This window comes from Clostridium gelidum, from assembly GCF_019977655.1.
Lineage (GTDB): Bacteria > Bacillota > Clostridia > Clostridiales > Clostridiaceae > Clostridium > Clostridium gelidum.
In genome coordinates, this window is the sequence record NZ_AP024849.1 from 708,213 (window position 1) to 727,311 (window position 19,099).

Annotated in this window: 17 protein-coding genes; 15 read left to right on the plus strand and 2 right to left on the minus strand. The window is 29.7% G+C overall.

What is annotated here, in order from left to right; translation table 11 throughout:
- From fliY to psyc5s11_RS03420, 6 genes are all read left to right on the plus strand, one after another.
- Positions 1-1,239, plus strand: coding sequence for a flagellar motor switch phosphatase FliY (fliY, locus tag psyc5s11_RS03395; protein WP_224036234.1), 1,239 nt, complete (start codon positions 1-3; stop codon positions 1,237-1,239).
- Positions 1,240-1,502: 263 nt separating this feature from the next.
- Complete coding sequence (locus tag psyc5s11_RS03400) at positions 1,503-1,976, plus strand: methylated-DNA--[protein]-cysteine S-methyltransferase (protein ID WP_224036235.1); 474 nt, start codon at positions 1,503-1,505, stop codon at positions 1,974-1,976.
- 242 nt (positions 1,977-2,218) lie between these two features.
- Positions 2,219-3,055 (plus strand): deoxyribonuclease IV, encoded by an 837-nt coding sequence (locus tag psyc5s11_RS03405; RefSeq protein WP_224036236.1) that lies wholly within the window; start codon positions 2,219-2,221, stop codon positions 3,053-3,055.
- A 205-nt stretch (positions 3,056-3,260) separates the two neighbouring features.
- Positions 3,261-3,872, plus strand: coding sequence for a sugar phosphate isomerase family (locus tag psyc5s11_RS03410; RefSeq protein WP_224036237.1), 612 nt, complete (start codon positions 3,261-3,263; stop codon positions 3,870-3,872).
- Between the two features lie 46 nt (positions 3,873-3,918).
- A complete protein-coding gene (locus psyc5s11_RS03415; RefSeq protein ID WP_224036238.1) occupies positions 3,919-4,683 on the plus strand; it encodes a DeoR/GlpR family DNA-binding transcription regulator in 765 nt (254 codons plus the stop codon).
- Between the two features lie 136 nt (positions 4,684-4,819).
- Complete coding sequence (locus psyc5s11_RS03420) at positions 4,820-5,626, plus strand: Cof-type HAD-IIB family hydrolase (protein WP_224036239.1); 807 nt, start codon at positions 4,820-4,822, stop codon at positions 5,624-5,626.
- 130 nt (positions 5,627-5,756) lie between these two features.
- Here the strand turns inward: psyc5s11_RS03420 and psyc5s11_RS03425 are convergent, their stop codons facing one another.
- Complete coding sequence (locus psyc5s11_RS03425; RefSeq protein ID WP_224036240.1) at positions 5,757-6,680, minus strand: ArsR/SmtB family transcription factor; 924 nt, start codon at positions 6,678-6,680, stop codon at positions 5,757-5,759.
- 118 nt (positions 6,681-6,798) lie between these two features.
- Complete coding sequence (locus psyc5s11_RS03430; RefSeq protein WP_224036241.1) at positions 6,799-7,437, minus strand: hypothetical protein; 639 nt, start codon at positions 7,435-7,437, stop codon at positions 6,799-6,801.
- Positions 7,438-7,679: 242 nt separating this feature from the next.
- Between psyc5s11_RS03430 and psyc5s11_RS03435 the strand changes: the two genes are divergently transcribed.
- The 9 genes from psyc5s11_RS03435 (at position 7,680) to psyc5s11_RS03475 (ending at position 19,091) form a co-directional block, all read left to right on the plus strand.
- Entirely contained in the window at positions 7,680-9,158 is a 1,479-nt protein-coding gene (locus tag psyc5s11_RS03435) for an alpha-N-arabinofuranosidase (RefSeq protein WP_224036242.1), read from the plus strand.
- Position 9,159: 1 nt separating this feature from the next.
- Positions 9,160-9,414, plus strand: a complete 255-nt coding sequence (locus psyc5s11_RS03440; protein ID WP_224036243.1) for a DUF6171 family protein — start codon at positions 9,160-9,162, stop codon at positions 9,412-9,414.
- A 347-nt stretch (positions 9,415-9,761) separates the two neighbouring features.
- Positions 9,762-10,787, plus strand: coding sequence for a LacI family DNA-binding transcriptional regulator (locus psyc5s11_RS03445; RefSeq protein ID WP_224036244.1), 1,026 nt, complete (start codon positions 9,762-9,764; stop codon positions 10,785-10,787).
- A 227-nt stretch (positions 10,788-11,014) separates the two neighbouring features.
- Entirely contained in the window at positions 11,015-12,307 is a 1,293-nt protein-coding gene (locus psyc5s11_RS03450) for an ABC transporter substrate-binding protein (RefSeq protein ID WP_224036245.1), read from the plus strand.
- Positions 12,308-12,426: 119 nt separating this feature from the next.
- Positions 12,427-13,467: a carbohydrate ABC transporter permease gene (locus psyc5s11_RS03455; RefSeq protein WP_224036246.1), complete on the plus strand. Its 1,041-nt coding sequence runs from the start codon at positions 12,427-12,429 to the stop codon at positions 13,465-13,467.
- Positions 13,467-14,324, plus strand: a complete 858-nt coding sequence (locus psyc5s11_RS03460; protein WP_224036247.1) for a carbohydrate ABC transporter permease — start codon at positions 13,467-13,469, stop codon at positions 14,322-14,324. Before psyc5s11_RS03455 ends, psyc5s11_RS03460 begins: the two co-directional genes overlap by 1 nt.
- 160 nt (positions 14,325-14,484) lie before the next feature.
- On the plus strand, positions 14,485-14,661 hold the full coding sequence (locus tag psyc5s11_RS03465) for a hypothetical protein (RefSeq protein ID WP_224036248.1): 177 nt from the start codon (positions 14,485-14,487) through the stop codon (positions 14,659-14,661).
- Positions 14,648-17,020, plus strand: coding sequence for a glycoside hydrolase family 31 protein (locus psyc5s11_RS03470; protein ID WP_224036249.1), 2,373 nt, complete (start codon positions 14,648-14,650; stop codon positions 17,018-17,020). Before psyc5s11_RS03465 ends, psyc5s11_RS03470 begins: the two co-directional genes overlap by 14 nt.
- A gap of 187 nt (positions 17,021-17,207) precedes the next feature.
- Complete coding sequence (locus tag psyc5s11_RS03475) at positions 17,208-19,091, plus strand: methyl-accepting chemotaxis protein (protein ID WP_224036250.1); 1,884 nt, start codon at positions 17,208-17,210, stop codon at positions 19,089-19,091.
- Positions 19,092-19,099: the final 8 nt, after the last annotated feature.

Sequence of the window (19,099 nt, forward strand, 5' to 3'; positions counted from 1 at the left end):
ATGAGTGATGCAATTTCGCAGGAAGAAATCAATGCTTTATTGGAAAGCAGCTTGAATGAAGAAGCAAAACCAAAAAAATCGAAACGTGGGAGAAAAAAGGCGTCTCCTGAGGCAGAAGTTATCGACACAACAATTAATACAGATGATCAGAAAGAACTTATTGCATTGACAGATATAGAGAAAGAACTCGTTGTCTTGACAGACATGGAAAATGATATTATTGGAGAGGTGGGCAATATTTCAATGGGTTCTGCCGCTACAGCACTCTCTGACATGATTGGAAAAAGAGTGAGTATAACTACGCCAGTGATTTCAGTGACAACTTTAAAAAAGATGAGAGAAAGTTTTGAAATCCCGAATATAGCAGTAGAAATAAAATATGTAACGGGAATTGCAGGGAAGAATATTTTTTGTATGAAGGTTACCGATGCAGCAGTCATTGCAAATCTAATGATGGGCGGCACTGGAGAAACATCTTGTCAAACTTTATCAGAAATAGAGGAAAGTGCAGTTTCAGAAGCTATGAATCAGATGATGGGTTCTGCGGCCACATCCATGGCTACAATGTTTTCAAGAAAGGTGGACATTTCTCCTCCAAAGTCAAAGGTTTGGGATTCTACAACTGCTAATATGTCTGACAATATTGGGGAAGAAGAGGCAATTATTCAAGTTGCATTTAGACTCCAGATAGAAGATTTAATCGACAGTATTATTATGCAGGTATTATCTATAGAAACAGTGAAAAAAATAGAGTCTATCATGATGGGGAGTGAACCTGCAGAAGAACATAATGAAGTTGCTAAATCAAGTGACATTGTCATTGAAAGTAAGCAGGATGCGGTTGAAAAGATTAAAGATCAAGCAAATATCAAAGAGGACGTAGTTACAAAAGAAAAAACAGAAAGTAATATATACAGTTCTGTTTCAGAAACTGAACCCTTCAATGATAAAATGCAAAAGGTGGAGTTTAAATCTTTCAATGAGACAAATTTTGTATCCAAAAACACAAATTCTATATTTGATGTTCCATTAAATATACAAGTAGTATTAGGAAATGCGGAACGTACCATTAAAGAAGTTATGAATTTTGGCAAAGGAACGCTGCTTGAGCTTAATCAAGTGGCTGGTCAACCTATAGAACTCCACGTAAACGGAAAGGTAATTGCTTATGGAGAAGTTGTGGTGGTAGACGGAAATCTTGCTGTAAATATTATAGATGTAAATAAAAATAACATATGATTTAGTCGCGGATATCTATAGACCATAGTCAAGCTGGTTATTATATTTTAAAGATAAAAGTGGAGTTTATATGCTCTGCTTCACCTCAATCATTAAAACTACGAAAATCTCAAGTTTAGATTTTCGTAGTTTTTTGTTAGTACTATCATTTTTATTTTTAAATGATATAATTTTTTATAGAGTAAGTGGATTTTAATGAAAAATTAGGCGGCAAAACAGCTGTTACAAAGTTAAAATATAGGTAATTGGTATGGAGGATAACAATGAAATATATATTTTATTATAATACGAAGATTGGAAGAATTGGAATAGAAGAAAATGGTGTGGCTATTACAAGATTAGATTTTATACATAAAGATGTTCAAGAAGAAATAATAGAAAAACATGAGACAGTATTACTAAAGGAAGCTATAAAACAACTTAATGAGTATTTAGATGGAAAACGGACTTCATTTGATTTACCACTGGAGCCTAAGGGAACAGAATTTCAAAAAAAAGTTTGGAATGCTTTAAAGGAAATTCCATTTGGAGAAACAAGAAGTTATGGTGAAATCGCAAAGATAATTGGAAATGAAAAAGCATCAAGAGCTGTTGGAATGGCTAATAATAAAAATCCAATTGCTATTATAGTTCCTTGCCATAGAGTAATTGGAGCTAATGGTAAATTAGTTGGTTATGCAGGTGGACTTGATTTAAAGGAAAAACTTCTTAATTTAGAGAAAAATAATGAAAAATAGTTAAGACTAAATATATTCATAATAGATAAAGAGGAAACATGTATTTAATAAGGCACAATCAAAAAAATAACAAGTCCATTTGCCAGCTTATTTTCCATCATTCTGTGTAGAAAAATTGACCTAATAGGCCCGCTATGAGGGCAATTCGTCTCCTTGCCTGATGAAAAATATTCATAGCAACTTTGGACTTGTTATTTATTTTCATGTGCCTAATTACAAAAGATAGAGGGAGGAAATAATTAATGTTAAAAATAGGATGTCATTTATCAACTTCAAAAGGATTTAAAAATATGGGGAAAGAAGCTCTTGAAATAAAAGCAAATACATTTCAATTTTTTACTCGTAATCCAAGAGGAAGCAAGGCAAAAGCCATTGATGAAAAGGATGTAGCAGAATTCTTAGAATTAGCAAAAGAAAATAATTTTACTACAATATTAGCCCATGCACCTTATACATTAAATGCTTGTTCAGCAGATGAGAATACAAGAGCTTTTGCAAAAGAAGTAATGGAAGATGATTTAGCTCGAATGGAATATACACCAAATAGCTTGTATAATTTTCATCCAGGTAGTCACGTTAAACAAGGGGTAGAAGTTGGAATTAAATATATTTCTGACCTGTTAAATGAAGTATTAAAACCAGAACAAACAACAACTGTATTACTTGAAACAATGGCAGGCAAAGGCACTGAAATTGGACGTACATTTGAGGAGTTGCAAGAAATTCTAAGTCGTGTAAGATTATCTGATAAGATGGGAGTATGTCTAGATACTTGCCATGTATATGATGCTGGATATGATATTGTTAATGATTTAGATGGTGTATTAGAACAATTTGATAAAATAATTGGATTAGATAAATTACGTGCAATACACTTAAATGATAGTATGAATCCGTTTGAGAGTCACAAAGATAGGCATGCAACAATTGGTGAAGGTTCTATTGGTTTAGAAGCAATTGCAAATATTATTAATCACCCTAAACTATGTAATTTGCCGTTTTTCCTTGAAACTCCAAATGAGCTTGAAGGGCATGCTAAAGAAATAGCATTGTTAAAAAGTATTTATAAAGTAGTATAAATATAATAATTTAGGAAAGTAAGATTGATTTGCTATTATGTACAATTATTAAAAACTTAATATAATAAAACTAAATTGACTATATATGAATTTGAGTGCATATATAGTCTTTTTTATATAAATGAAAATAAAAATACTTACAATTACTTAAATATATTGATTTATCACTTAAAGTTACTTATAATAAATATAGGAGGTGTTCATAATGTGTGAAGAAAAGAGTTATAAAAATTTCAATAATATAGATTCATATAAAGAAAGATTAAATTTAAATATTAATGAAAAGAAAAGAATTGTTGAAAAGGCCATGCATTTTATTCATAATGGTGGAACGTATTTTTTTGATGTTTCTACCAATGTTCAACTTCTTGCAAAAGGTTTAAATAAAAAAGCAACTATATTTACTCATTCCCTAGATAATTTTAATATACTTTCTGAAAAACAAGATGTAGTAGTAAATTTAATAGCTGGAGAATTTAATAATAAGAATCGTTTTTTTTATAGACAAGATTATAATAAATACTTTGATGGAATAGAGTTTGATTCAGCATTTTTAGGTGCTGGTGCTATAAAAAGTGATGGTATTTATTATGAGAATGAAGAAGATGCCTTTATAAAAAGTGAAGTTGCTAAAAGATCTAAAAAAGTAATTTTGCTTGCAGAACATCAAAAATATGAAAAAACAACTTGGTATAAGGGATTAACGTTGGATCAAATAAATATTATTATTGTTGATCCAATATCAGTTTCATTATTTGCAGAAATTACAAAGTCACAAAATATTGAAATTAATCCTAATAGCTTGGTTATTATGTAGATGAAATTATACGATCTGTGCGTAAATTGAGAAATAGGGTGATTTAATGTATCAAGAAGAAAGACTTTTAAAAGTATTAGAATATTTAAATGAACATAATTCTATGTCTATTCACGATATTTGTGAAATGTTCAATGTATCAAGGGATACTGCAAGGCGTGATATTGTAAAACTTATAAATCAAGGAACTGCAATTCGGACTCACGGAGGAATTAGCTTACCAGTTTTGAAAAATGCGATTAAAGAATATAGAGAAAGAATTGAAGCTTATTCAGAAGAGAAAAAAAGTATTTCAAAAAAAGCATTAGAATTTATTGAAGAAGGTAAACACTATTTTTTTGATGTTTCTACAATAGTAAGTTTTTTAGCACAAGAAGTGGATAAATCAATTTGGGTATTTACACATTCTCTAGATAATATTGAAATACTTTCTGAAAAAGAAAATATTAATGTAAATTCTATTGGAGGATCTCTTAATCATAAAAATAGATTTTTTTATAAAGGAGATTGTGTAAATTATTTTGAAGGAATAAGGTTCGATACAGCAATACTCGGAGCAGCATCCATAACAGAAGATGGTATTTATTATGTTGATGAAGAAGATGCTTTAATTAAACAAGCAGCTGTGAAAAGATCTGATATAGTAATTGTACTTGCTGAATATGAGAAATTTAAATGTTTAAGTTATTACAGAGGTGTAAATTGGAATCAAATAGATATTATTATTACTGATAAAATGCCACCTTCTGTTTTTGTAGATATTATAGAGTCATATGATATTAAATTAATTATTACTTATAATAATGCATAGTTAATAAGAAGTAATAAGTATTAGTAAGCATTATGTATTTTATAAAAATAAGTGATGTATTAATTATATATAAAAAAACGTAAAGGCTTTTGAGTTAAAAAAAGACAGATATTAAATGATTTAAGGGGATGAGCTTATGAATAATTTTAAAATGATATGTCTAGATATTGATGGAACTTTATTAAATTCAAACCACAAAATTTCAGAAAAAGTGAAAAACACAATTAGTGTAGTTGCAAATGAAAAGAATATACCTGTAATATTGGTTTCAGCTAGAATGCCCAAAGGCATAAGATTCTTGCAAAAAGAGCTTGGAATAGAACAACCAATTATTTGCTATAGCGGAGCTTTAATATTAGATAAGGATAATAATATGTTATCTAAAGAATTTATAGATGTTATTAATCTTGAAGAAATATATAAAATAGTTAATGAGAATAATATACACATTAGCTTATACAAAGATGATGAATGGTATATAGAAGAAATGGATTATTGGGCTAAGCAAGAAAGTGAAATAACAAATATTATCCCTGAAATTACAGCTTTTAATGAGTTGATAGAACTATGGAAAAAGGAAGGTACAGGACCAAATAAGATTTTATGTATGTCTGATCCGGATAAAATAAATTTCTTAAAAGAAAATATTAAAGCTAGTGATTTAAATATATATCCATCAAAACCAACATACTTAGAAATTATGCCAACTAATGCATCGAAAACATCCGCAATTAATATTTTGCAAAAGAAATTTAATGTAGATAAATCAGAAATAATAGCCATGGGTGATAATTATAATGATATGGACATGCTAGAATATGCAGGACTTGGAATAGCCATGGGCAATGCCCCAGAAGATGTAAAGAAGCATGCAAATGATGTAACTTTAACAAATGATGAAGATGGTGTGGCAGAAGCTCTAAATAAATATGTTATTCTATAGATTAGGTATCAAGAATTAGTAAAATATAATTATATATATATTTTGCCCTTATTTATTTCATATAAATAAGGGCAAAAAAATTATAGACTTGTTATTTTTTTGATTGTTCCTAATATGATTATATTAATAATTAAGATTCGTGCATTTCATAGAAGGTTTGCATTTTAATAGATTGATTATAATCTCCAAATCCTTCTCCAAACAATGTAAAACCACCAACATTTTTTGTATCTTTAGGAACAGAAAAGCGAAAAGAAATAGTACTAGTATAGTCTAAGTCAAGATCATTAATTGTAACTTTAGAAATTTCATATCCACCATCAATAAAAGTACCTTTATTGTTAATTGTCAAAGTTTTAAGTCTTCCATATTGATTACATATATTAGGCCACCAATTAGGAGTGAGTCTTCCATGTCTAGCACCGAAATCACCGGGACTTACCCAAAGACCTAAAGGAATATAATTAATAGAAAAATGAATATCTGATGGATAGTTTTCATTAAATCCAGGACTTTCAGATGAAATCTCAAAAGAAAGTTGAAGTTCTGTTAATTTTTGTCCTGCAGTTAAATGATTTGGTAAATTGTATTCTATAAATCCAGTAGTAAACCAAAGAACAGAAGCATCAAAATGTTCTGGAAATAAAAAATAACGAGGATCATCAAATTCCCCAATAATTTTATCTTTAGTTGAAATACCACAAGTAGCTGTTACTTGGCAGTTAGAATAGTAACCTATTTTAATTTCATCTTGATATGAAGCAATATCTAGTTTTTTAGGAAGTAAGTCAATTACCAATATATCATGAAGTGGTTTACAAATCTTCATAGAACCACGTTTACCCGACATGGTATGAATCTCGATTAAACCGACTTCTTCTAATTTCTTTATATGGAGTGAGATGGCGCTATTAGTTAAGCCAACCATATTAGCTAAATCATTTAAATTCTTATCGCCATCTTCATATAGAATCTCCATTATTTTAAGACGCATTGGTGCACTGAGCGCTTTGAAAATTTCACTGGCATCTCCCATTGATTCAAAATGTAGCATATATTTTTCCTTTCTGTTTAAATAATAAATGTATCATAGCAGAAAATATAATGTTTGTAAATTAACAGACCTACCGCTCCACTATTTTTTGAATGTACCTTAATGTGATTAAACATGATTAGTCTAATAATGTTTTTAATACATTAACTACAGCATCATTATGTTCAGTATTAGAAATTACTACAAGAATATTATTATCATCAGCAAAATGGATATCTTTTAAAATAGATGAATTCTTAATTGATATGCCATAAGTTCCGCTATTACTATCAGTCTTTTTTATTAATTCATGGTTTGATAGTGGAAGCGTAGAAAATCCATTAAGAGATTCTAAATTTAAAAACATATCATAAGGAAAATTTTTCTCAAAGAAGTCCTTATTTACAAGTGCAATATCTATTTGTTGAGCAGCAATACTTGCCTGTAATTTTTGATCCATAGCAAGTTTAGCACTTGATTCTCCATCGGTAAATATGGAATCAAAATTAATAACTGAATGTTTATCATTATTTAAGACGATATTATTAAGTTTATCTTTTACGGGAACTAATTCTCCAACATCAATTGAATTTCCAATATATGTAATGTTACAATATGGCTCTTGTCTATTTATTTGAGTAGATATATATGAAACTACAAGGAAAACCAAAATTAAGATAGCTAATATATGAAATTTGTAGTAATACCATATATAATCAAGTTTTTCTTTAAAAGATTTATTTTCAAGGCCCTCTTTTAGGGTGAGTGTACGATCCATTAAACTTCCTCCTATGTGTTAAACAAAAATATTTAGTTTGTGCATAAATTTATATTTAATAGTAATTATATACCTAGTAAAGTTTAAACGAAAGAAAAAAATAACATTACAAATAGAGAATAGTATGTTTATACAAATTTGTATAAACTGTTTGACTAGAGCAAAATATAATGTTATATTATGAATAATATTGAATATAAACTTAAATAGTAAAGTATTTACTTAAATAAAGGGAGGATATTATGAGCAAGTTAGTTGTAAACGTACACGATAAAAAAGGAAAAATTAATAAAGAAATTTATGGACATTTTTCAGAACATTTAGGAAGATGTATTTATGAAGGTATATATGTAGGAGAAAATTCTAAGATTCCTAATACAAATGGTATGAGAAATGATGTAGTAGAAGCTTTAAAAGAAATGAAAATACCAGTACTTCGTTGGCCAGGTGGATGTTTTGCTGATGAATATCATTGGAAAGATGGAATTGGAGATAATAAAGATCGTAAAAAGATGATAAATACTCACTGGGGTGGAGTTGTAGAAGACAATAGTTTTGGTACTCATGAATTTATGGAATTATGTAGACAACTTGAGTGCGAACCATATATTAATGGTAATGTAGGAAGTGGAACTGTTCAAGAAATGTCTGAATGGGTTGAATACTTAACATTAGAAGGTATTTCTCCAATGGCTGACCTTAGAACTAAAAATGGACATGAAGAAGCTTGGAAAGTAAAATATTTTGGAGTTGGTAATGAAAGCTGGGGTTGTGGCGGTAATATGACACCAGAACATTATGCAAATGAATACAGAAGATATCAAACTTTCTGTAGAAATTATAACGGAAACAATCTTTACAAAATTGCTTGTGGAGCTAATGTAGACGATTATAATTGGACAGAAGGTGTAATGAAGATCGCAGGAAACTTTATGGATGGATTATCTCTTCATTATTACACAATTCCAGGGGATTTCTGGCTAGGTAAAGGAGCAGCAACTGGATTTGAAGAAAAGGATTGGTATTTAACTCTTAAGAAAACTTTGAAAATGGAAGAATTAATTTATAGACATGGTGCTATTATGGATCAATATGACCCAGAAAAGAAAGTTGGACTAATAGTTGATGAATGGGGAACATGGTTTGATGTTGAAGTTGGAACTAACCCAGGATTCTTATATCAACAAAACACTATGAGAGATGCATTAGTAGCAGGTATTAATTTAAATATATTTAATAAAAATTGTGATAGAGTTAAGATGGCTAATATTGCTCAAATAGTAAATGTACTTCAGTCTGTTATTTTAACAGAAGGAGAAAAGATGGTTTTAACTCCAACTTATCATGTGTTTAATATGTATAAAAATCACCAAGATGCAACTCTTATTGAAAGTTATATAGATACTGAAAATATTGGAGTTGAAGAAGAAAATCAAGTTCCTAATTTACATGAATCAGCTTCTGTAGATGCAGACGGAAGAATCAATATTACTTTAAATAACTTATCTATTTCTGATGATTATGAGATTGAAGGAATATTCGTAGAAAAAGAAATTAAAGCTGTTAAAGCTACTATTTTAACAAGTGAAATGGGTGATTACAATACTTTTGATGAACCAGAAGTGGTAAAACCAAAAGTATTTAAAGAATTCACAATTACAAATAAAGGAATCGACTTTAAGATTCCTAAATGTAGTGTAATTCACTTCATTATAGAATAATATGAATCAAAGATTTTGTAGACGATGTTTATTAGATGAGTTATTTGAAGAAAAGGAATATAAACATTTGCAGGACTACATTGAACACTTAGATGAGTACATCAAAACAGAAGATGAGGAATATAAAAAAAGGCTGGATATATGTAAAGAGTGCGATAATTTAATTAATGGTATGTGTAAGATTTGTGGTTGCTTTGTAGAAATGAGAGCTGCAATTAAAAAGAATTATTGTCCTAATATAGACAAGCATTGGTGAAATTATAAATTATTCATGAGAATAAAGAACATATTAAATAAGACTAATATAAGAAGTAAGATAGGACAAATGAATTACTCTTATATTAGTCTTTTTTATGTCTAAAAATATATGGAGATATAAAAATTATAGGACATAATGTATTTGAAGAAAGGAGATATGCTATAATAAAAATTAATTGTATTTAAATGCTATAGCTAGATTATACAAGTAAGCAGTTTAATTTAGAAATAGAAGAGGGACCTAAGGTTTAGATGAAATTTTTTGATGAAAATTAAAAATAACTACGAATAAATAATAAATACACATGTTATAATATATTTCAATAGATATAGGAGAATGAAATCATGATAACAATAAAAGAAATGTCTAATATTCTTGGAATTAGTTCTACTACCGTTTCCAATGTTATTCACGGGAAAACCAAAGAAGTTTCAAAAGAAACTGTAAAAAAAGTTGAAGAGTTACTAGAGAAATATGATTATGTTCCTAACATTAATGCAAGGAATTTAGCAACAAATAATTCGAAAATTATTGCAGTGGCAATTAAATCAATAAAAGATGAATATGAGAACGTCATTAATGATCCATTTAACAGCGAACTTTTGGGAGCTATCGAAAAGCACATCAGAGCTAGTGGATATTTTATGATGCTTTATATAGCTGATGATATTTCGGAAATATTGAAATGTGTATCCACTTGGAATGTGGATGGATTGGTTTTTCTTGGTGTAGATGAAGATGACTGTAAGAAAATTAAGAAAAAATACAAAAAGCCGATGGTTTTTATTGATAGTTACTTTTATGACGGAATTACAGACTTTGTAAATGTGGGGTTGGAAGATACTCAGGGTGCTTATGAGATGACGAAGTATTTAATTGAATGTGGACACAAAAAAATTGGTTTTTTTACAGATAACTGTGTGGGACTATGTTATCAAAGACTTATTGGTTATAAAAAGGCCTTAAAAGAATATGGTATCAATTTCAATAAAGAAGATGTTATTATTATAAAGCAAATAGAAGGAAATTTTGATGCTAGTTTGCAGGAAATTTATAAATTATCTGAAAACTACACAGCATTTTTTTGCATGTCTGATTATTATGCAGTAAAGGTTATGAATTATATGACTGACAGAGGAAAAAAGATACCTGATGAATTTTCTATTGTAGGTTTTGATAATATTTTTTATGGAGAAATATGCAGACCATCATTAACAACAGTTCATCAAGATATCAGTCGAAAGGGAGAAGTTGCTATAGAATATTTAGTAGCGATGATTCAAGGGAAAGAACCAGAAAACAGAATGGTAATGTTGCCTACTAGGCTGGTAATTCGTAACACAGTTAAAAATTTAAACGTAAGTGAATAAGATAGAAAGTCAGGATAAACGCATAAAAGTTTATCCTGGCTTTTTATATAAAGTACATGTAATTTATTATGTTAAAGTAAATGTAAAAAATAATTGAAGTAAAAGTGAATTTTAAACTTACGCGCAAAAGTACTTGTATATATGAGAACATTGTGATATGATAATCTTGTAAAATGACCTTATGCGCATAAGGTAAAAATAAAATAATAATATATGGGGGGAAAAATATGAGAAAAAAATTATTAGCAACATTGTTAGCAAGTACCATGATAATTGGTTCTTTGACAGGTTGTGGAAGCAGCCCAAGTCAAAATAGTTCTGACTCTAAAACATCAACAAGTAATAGTGGAGCAATTCGTATGGTAAACACAAAAATTGAGATTGATAAACAACTAAAGGAATTTGCTAAGAAATACCAAGAAAAAACAGGTCAACAAGTGGACATTGAATCTATTGGGGGCGGTGTTGATGTTAATGGACAACTTAAAAATTATCTAGCAGCAGGTAATATGCCAGATATCTATGCATTTGGACCAGATTCTTACAGTTCATTTAAAGATTATTTAACAGATTTAAGTGATCAGTCATGGGTTAAGGATACAGATTTTGCTTTTAAGGGCGAAAATGATAAGGTTTACGGTTTTCCGTTTGCTATTGAGGGAATTGGTGTTGTATACAATGCTGATATTTTAAAGAAAGCAGGCGTGGATCCAAAGAGCCTAACTAATATAAACGCTTACAAAGAGGCATTCAAAAAAATTGATAGTATGAAATCTGAACTTGGAATTCAAGCAGTTGCTTCTGTGGCAGCAGAATCAGGTCAAATGAACTGGTCAACTGGAAACCATATGTTTGGTGCGTATTTATCAGAAGGTTTAGCACGAACTGATAAAACATATATTAATATGTTAAATAAAGGGAAATTGGATGATGCACGTTTAGGAGAATTTGCTGATTATGTAAAACTGTTGTTTGATAATGCAGATCCAAACGTTTTGATATCTGGTACTTATGATGATCAACTGGCATTATTTGCACAAGGAAAAACAGCTTTTATTACTCAAGGAAACTGGATTGATCCTTCTTTACCAACTTATAATGTGAAATTTGATGTTGGTATGGCGCCACCTGCATTTTCAACAAAAGATACACCAGGCATTTTAGCAGATGCGCCAGCTTATTGGGGAATTTACAGCGAAAGTAAGAAAAGTGATGCATGTAAAGAATTTCTTAAGGCTTTTGTTTCCACAGAAGAGGGACAAAACTGCCTAATTAAAGATTGTGCTATGGTTTCACCATATAAATCAAGTACAATTAAGCCTACAGCACCTTTAGCACTAAGTGTGTCTAATTATATTAATGAAGGTAAAACCTATGCTTGGGATTGGGCACATATGAAGGAAGGTATTGCTATGAATGCTACCGGATCTGTTTTTGAATTATATGCAAAAAAACAATTAGACAAACAAGGTTTTACAGATATGATGAAAACAGCAGTTGCTGATTATGTAGCAAAATAATTATTGAAACCTGTAATTTATATATGCTACTTTTAAAAAAGTAGCATATATTCACAATTAAATTGTTTATATAGCAGAGATTAATTATATTGGCAAAACATTTAAAAGGGGGAAAAGGCGTGAATGTAAATATGAAGCGGACGCTTTCTATTGTAGGAATAGTGATGGGTATTGTGTCTATGGCTTTCGCACTCTATCTGGATTTTGCAGGTAGCCAAAACACAATGCGTGGAAATATATTAATAGTAGGTGCTTTACTAGAGATTTTTGGTGTTTATAGTTTTCCTACTAAGAAACATCGTATGGTGATTAATATTTTATTTCTATTTCCATTGTTGTTTACATTTCTAATTACTGTGCTAATACCGTTTGTATGTGGTATCTTTTATTCTTTTACGAACTGGAATGGAATTAAATTTACAGAATTTGTTGGATTGAGTAATTATATTACTATGTTTAAGTCTCAGGATTATGTATATTCTTTTGTAGTCACCTTTATTTTCACAGTTATTAATATGATTTCTGTTAATGTAGTGGCATTTGCTTTGGCATTACTCTGTACATCTAAGGTAAAAGGAAAGAATTTGTATCGTGCGGCTTTCTTTATCCCAAATTTGATTGGTGGTATTGTGCTTGGTTATGTGTGGCAGTTTATTTTTAACAAAGTATTCACAATTATCATAAGTGGTAGTCCATCTATGCTTACTAATCCGAATATGGCATTAATTGCAATTTTGATGGTTAGCACTTGGCAGTATGCAGGATATATTATGATGATTTATGTTACAGGATTGCAGAATGTTCCAAAGGATATTATGGAGGCAGCTAATGTAGATGGTGCAAATCCACTAGTGACTTTATTTAAAATTAAGGTTCCAATGATTGCCAATACCTTTACAGTATGTATCTTTTTAACGCTAGTTAATTCTTTTAAGCAATTTGACTTAAACTTGTCAATTACTAATGGTGCTCCTAGTAGAATTTTAGCTGGTAAAGCTGTACAGTCAACGGAATTTTTAGCTTTGAATATTTATAATACTGCAATTGGTAAAAATCAGTATGCAATGGGTCAGACAAAGGCGGTTATATTCTTTATTATTCTGTCAATTATATCATTAACCCAAGTATACATCAGTAAGAAGAAGGAGGTAGAGGTATAATGAAAGTAGAAAAAACAAGGACTTTGATTGCAGATATTATTGGTATTATTTTGGCATTAGTAATTCTTTTACCTTTTGGTTTGGTAATAATTAACTCAGCCAAGACAAGTGCAGATATCGTAATCAATCCGATTGGAGTTCCATCTCACTGGGGACAGATGCTGGAGAACTTCAAAAAGGTTGTAAATACCGATAGTTTTAATTACTTTAATTCTTTTCTAAGTTCTTTATTTATTACTACAGTTTCCCTGGTGCTAGTGTCTGTAGTTTCTGCAATGGCAGCATGGGTACTTTGTCGTAATAAGACTAAATGGTCTGCTGTTATTTTTATGAGTCTTGTAGCTGCAATGGTTATTCCTTTCCAAGTAGTTATGCTTCCTTTGCTTTCTACGTTTAGGAGTATATCTGATTTTTTTGGAATACCAATGTTACAAAGTTATCAAGGAATCATATTTGCATATCTCGGATTTGGTGGTTCTATGTCAGTATTTATCCTTCATGGATTTATAAAATGTATTCCTCGTGAATTGGAAGAGGCGGCATGGATTGATGGTTGTAGTCCTGAAGGTACTTTTTTTCGTATTATCCTTCCACTGTTAAAGCCAGTGCAAATGACTATTTTGATTTTAAATGGTATTTGGATTTGGAATGATTATCTTTTACCATCGTTGATGTTAGGTCTAAACGGTAAGATTAAGACTCTTCCGGTAGCAGTAAGTGCTTTCGTGGGTTCTTATGTAAAACAGTGGGATTTAATTCTTTCGGCAGCATTTCTTGCGATGATACCAATTGTTATTTTGTTCTTGTTTGCGCAAAAACAGATTATTAACGGTATGGTAGACGGAGCAATTAAATAGCATATATTTCCGCCTATTAGAAAAGAGCTAGAATAATTAATGAAAAACTATGTTTAAATAATCAATTTAGATGTATATATTGTACCAACATTTCTTGGAGATAATACTGGAATTACAGGATGTTTGCTTTTAGCTCAAAAAGTAAAGGTGGATGAGAATAATGAATTTTAAAGCATGTTGTACAGGAGTACAAAATATAGGCATTCCAGCAGATAATATTGAAAAAAAGTTTTGTTTTATGAAGAAATGGGATTTGATAAAGTCTATGAGACTTATAACGGGAGTGCAAATCAAAAAGTGTTGGAATAATGGAGGAAATAGTTATGGACAAATGTAAACAAGAAAAACATATCTTTGGAAAGTTATTAAGTTATGAAGTTGAGGAAAATGCAATTAATGTTAAGTTTGAACAAAAAAAAGTATTTGTGAAAATAGTAAATTCTTATATTATTAATTTTTTTGCTCCTTTATTTAGAGAAGAAAGAAATTCAAAAGCAGTTGAATTTCTAAAAGATAGCCATTATGACTTTGATGTTGAAAATATAGAAAACGGAATTCAAATTTCCACAGAAAAATTAAAGGTTAAGATCTATGATGAATTTAAAGTTGATATTTATGATAAAGAAGGAACATTATTATGTGCAGATTATAGAGGAGAAAAAGATCCATTTATAAGAAGAACTGGAGATTATCAGCTTGCAGAGGCAGAAGGTCATAATCTTAATGTGGATTCAGACCTCAAGGTATATGTATCAAAACAAATGGAAGATGATATGTACTTTTATGGACTTGGAGAAAAGAGTGGTCACTTAAATAAAAAGGGATATCACTATGTAAATTGGAATACAGATGATCCGAAGCCTCATGGAGAAACTTTTGATAGACTTTATAAGTCAATTCCATTTTTAATTACACTAAATAAAGAAAATGCTTTTGGCATATTTTTTGATAATCATTTTGAAACTCATTTTGATATGGGAAGAGATAATTCTAAATATTACTATTTTGCTGCAGCTTCCGGTAATTTAGATTATTACTTTATTTATGGACCGTCAGTTAAGAATGTGGTTGAAGGATATACTAAAATTACTGGGAATATGCCACTACCTCAAATGTGGACTCTTGGATATCAACAATGTAGATGGTCATATGATAATGAAGAAAGGCTTATGGAAATTGCAAATAGCTTTAGAGAAAAGGGAATACCTTGTGATACATTATACTTAGATATAGACTATATGGATGGTTATAGAGTATTTACTTGGAATAACGAGAGATTTGAAAATCCCGAGGCAATGATTAAAAAGCTAAATAGTATGGGATTTAAAGTGGTAACTATAATAGATCCAGGTGTTAAGGTTGATAAAGGATATAAGATTTATGATGAAGGTCTTAAAAATGGATATTTTGCAACAGATAAGGAAGGTATAACATATGTAAATGAAGTTTGGCCAGGTGATTCTGTTTATCCTGATTTCTTAAATTCAAAGGTTAGAAAATGGTGGGCAGGAAACCAAAAAATTATGACGGATACTGGTGTAAGTGGTATTTGGAATGATATGAATGAGCCAGCAAGCTTTAGAGGACCACTTCCAGATGATGTTATGTTTGATAATGATGGAATTCCTGTTACTCATAAAGAAATTCATAATGTTTTTGGACATATGATGGCTAAAGCTACATATGAAGGCTTAAAGAAAGAAACTGGAAAGAGACCATTTATAGTGACTAGAGCATGTTATTCGGGAACTCAAAAATATTCAACTGTATGGACTGGGGATAATCAAAGTACATGGGAACATTTAAGGATGTCAATTCCAATGCTCATGAATCTTGGACTTAGTGGAATGGCCTTTTGTGGAACTGATGTAGGTGGCTTTGGGCATGACTGTAGTGCAGAATTGTTAAGCAGATGGGTTCAAGTTGGAACATTTACTCCACTATTTAGAAATCATTCAACCATGGGAACAAGAGATCAAGAACCTTGGGCTTTTGATGAAAATACAGAAGAAATTAATAGAAAGTATATAAAATTACGTTATAAATTACTTCCTTATATATATGATACTATGTGGAATTGTAGTAAGTCTGGAGCTCCAATTATAAGACCATTACTATTTAACTATCAAAATGATAAGAATACTTATGAAATTAATAATGAATTCCTTTGTGGAGATAATATCCTAGTTGCACCAGTTGTTGAACAAGGAGTAAAAGGAAGAATGGTTTATCTTCCAGAAGGTGAAACTTGGATAGATTATTGGACAAAAGAAGAATATAAAGGTGGACAATATGTAATAAAAGAAACACCATTAGATACTTGTCCAATATTTATTAAAGGTGGGGCTGTAATTCCAATAGGAAAAGAGCAAAACTACATTGGTGAAAAACAAGCTGATAAATTAACAGTAGAAGTCTACTTATGTAATGAAAATACAGAAACAAAATATCACCACTATATTGATGATGGAGAAAGCTTTAAATATCAAGTAGGAGAATTTAATAATTACAAAATAAAAGTAATAAACAATGAAAAAGTTGAAATAAAATTTAAGGTAATAGATCATGAATATGATGATAAATATGAAAATATAGAATTTATTCTTCATAATTTAAATGGAAAGATCTTAATTATAAATGGAGAAGCTGTGAAAGTTGTAGATGGAAAAGCTATTATTTCTAATCCTGCAAAATAAGGATATTAAACTATAAAATGAAATAATCAATAATTAGTAGTTAGGCATATGAAAGAAAATAACAAGTCAAAAATGCCATGTATATTTTGTCTTAAGATTAGTAGCATACTGACTTGTTATTTTTTAAAATATGCCTAAATTCTATGTAAGTTTAAAGTAAGAATAGCACTTATGCGGAGTTGTAGAAATGAAAGAATATATATTTGGTGTAGATATTGGAGGAACAACTGTTAAACTTAGTTTATTTAAAATAGAAGGACAGTTATTAGAGGGAGATGTTTCTATGGATAAAAAATTTAAAGAACAAAGAATTACCAAGAAAAACACCGAAGATTTCAAAAGTAAATATTCAAAGAGTATTTTTCCAAAATTATCATTTAAAAACATAACTATAATTAGAAGTTTTATTATTATATGTACTATTTCACTTTTAACTACTTTTGCTATTGGAATATCATCTTTTGTTACGATTAATGCGACTCACAACAATGTTAATCTAATGTATACAAGTTGTCTTCAAAGACAAATGTTATTAAGCTCTATTAATGTACACCTAAATGTTTTGAGGAATAACATTCCAAATCAAATAGAGTATCCAAGTAACTCAAATAGAAATAATATTAATACAGAAATTGATGGTATTTCTATGGATTTAGCTGAATATAAGTCACTGGCGTTTACAGGTGATGATACTAAAATAGATGAACTTTTTGTTGGCTTAAAAAATAGCTGTAATGATATAGCTAAAATTCAAAATAATGCTGCTACTGAAAATAAAACAAAAAATGCATATAAAGCAAATTTTGAAACAAATCAGTATAAATTTTCAAATGGAGTTTTTGTAGGGGTTACTCAGAATAAAGCTGATGCAGAACAATTATTTAATCAAGCCAATAAAACATATAAAAACGGTATTATTAGTTTCATAGTGTTTTTTATTACTTCAGTTATATTAATATTCTTAATTGCAGTTGTGGTTATTAAACTATTAAAGAAATCTATTCGTTCATTTAATAGGATTTTAGATACTTTGGCTATGGGAGACTTTACCGTTGATATTGAAACAGATAAAAAGTCTGAAATAGGAATAATGAAAAAAGAACTAGCAGCTACTATAAGCTCAATTGCTAATATTCTAAAAGTAATTAAGGAAGGTAGTATATTAACTTTAGAAAAGTCTAAATCACTGGAATTTGTATCAAAGGAAATGGATTGTACAATGCAGGAAGTTGCTATTGCCATACATGGTATAGCCGATGGTGCTTCAGTTCAATCAAATGAATTAATAGTGATAAATGATACCTTTTCTAAATTGGGTGATGAAATTGTAAACATTTTTACATCAATTAAAGATGTTGATGAAAATACTAAATCAGTTAATAATATGGCACAAAGTAGTAATATTCAATTGTTTACTCTTATGGAAACAATAAATACCATTAGTAACTCTTTTGATAATGTTAGTGGAAAAATTCAAGGACTAGGTTTAAAAATTTCAGAAATTAATAAAATAACAGAGGTTATAAACAGTATTGCAGAAGAAACTAATTTATTGTCATTAAATGCGTCAATTGAAGCAGCTAGAGCAGGTGAATCAGGTAGAGGATTTGCAGTGGTAGCCGAGGAAATTAGAAAATTAGCAGAACAATCAAAGAGCTCATCCAATGATATCAATAGGTTGATTCAAGACATTTCTAAAGAAACAAACACCGTAGTAAACACTACAAATGGCGTTAATAAAGATTTAAAACAACAAATATATGTTATAGAAAATTCAGTTAATGATTTCAAAGGAATTATTAATGCTATTAATGATATTCTTCCACAAATTGAAGAAATAAATTCTACTGTTGAAGAGATAAATAATAAGAAAGATCAAATTGTTGAAACAATACATTCTACAGCTAGTATAGCAGAAGAAAACTCAGCTTCATCTGAGGAAATAGCTGCTTCAACACAAGAAGTTACAGTATCTGCTGAAAGTTTAGCTAATACTGCACAATTGCTTGCACATAATTCTAATAATCTTATTGAACAAGTTAATAACTTCAAATTAAAAGAAGACATGTAATAAATTTA

Coding starts and splice junctions, on each gene's coding strand:
- fliY (WP_224036234.1), top strand. CDS start 1: ATGAGTGATGCAATTTCGCAGGAAGAAATCAATGCTTTATTGGAAAGC.
- psyc5s11_RS03400 (WP_224036235.1), top strand. CDS start 1,503: ATGAAATATATATTTTATTATAATACGAAGATTGGAAGAATTGGAATA.
- psyc5s11_RS03405 (WP_224036236.1), top strand. CDS start 2,219: ATGTTAAAAATAGGATGTCATTTATCAACTTCAAAAGGATTTAAAAAT.
- psyc5s11_RS03410 (WP_224036237.1), top strand. CDS start 3,261: ATGTGTGAAGAAAAGAGTTATAAAAATTTCAATAATATAGATTCATAT.
- psyc5s11_RS03415 (WP_224036238.1), top strand. CDS start 3,919: ATGTATCAAGAAGAAAGACTTTTAAAAGTATTAGAATATTTAAATGAA.
- psyc5s11_RS03420 (WP_224036239.1), top strand. CDS start 4,820: ATGAATAATTTTAAAATGATATGTCTAGATATTGATGGAACTTTATTA.
- psyc5s11_RS03425 (WP_224036240.1), bottom strand. CDS start 6,680: ATGCTACATTTTGAATCAATGGGAGATGCCAGTGAAATTTTCAAAGCG.
- psyc5s11_RS03430 (WP_224036241.1), bottom strand. CDS start 7,437: ATGGATCGTACACTCACCCTAAAAGAGGGCCTTGAAAATAAATCTTTT.
- psyc5s11_RS03435 (WP_224036242.1), top strand. CDS start 7,680: ATGAGCAAGTTAGTTGTAAACGTACACGATAAAAAAGGAAAAATTAAT.
- psyc5s11_RS03440 (WP_224036243.1), top strand. CDS start 9,160: ATGAATCAAAGATTTTGTAGACGATGTTTATTAGATGAGTTATTTGAA.
- psyc5s11_RS03445 (WP_224036244.1), top strand. CDS start 9,762: ATGATAACAATAAAAGAAATGTCTAATATTCTTGGAATTAGTTCTACT.
- psyc5s11_RS03450 (WP_224036245.1), top strand. CDS start 11,015: ATGAGAAAAAAATTATTAGCAACATTGTTAGCAAGTACCATGATAATT.
- psyc5s11_RS03460 (WP_224036247.1), top strand. CDS start 13,467: ATGAAAGTAGAAAAAACAAGGACTTTGATTGCAGATATTATTGGTATT.
- psyc5s11_RS03465 (WP_224036248.1), top strand. CDS start 14,485: ATGAATTTTAAAGCATGTTGTACAGGAGTACAAAATATAGGCATTCCA.
- psyc5s11_RS03470 (WP_224036249.1), top strand. CDS start 14,648: ATGGACAAATGTAAACAAGAAAAACATATCTTTGGAAAGTTATTAAGT.
- psyc5s11_RS03475 (WP_224036250.1), top strand. CDS start 17,208: ATGAAAGAATATATATTTGGTGTAGATATTGGAGGAACAACTGTTAAA.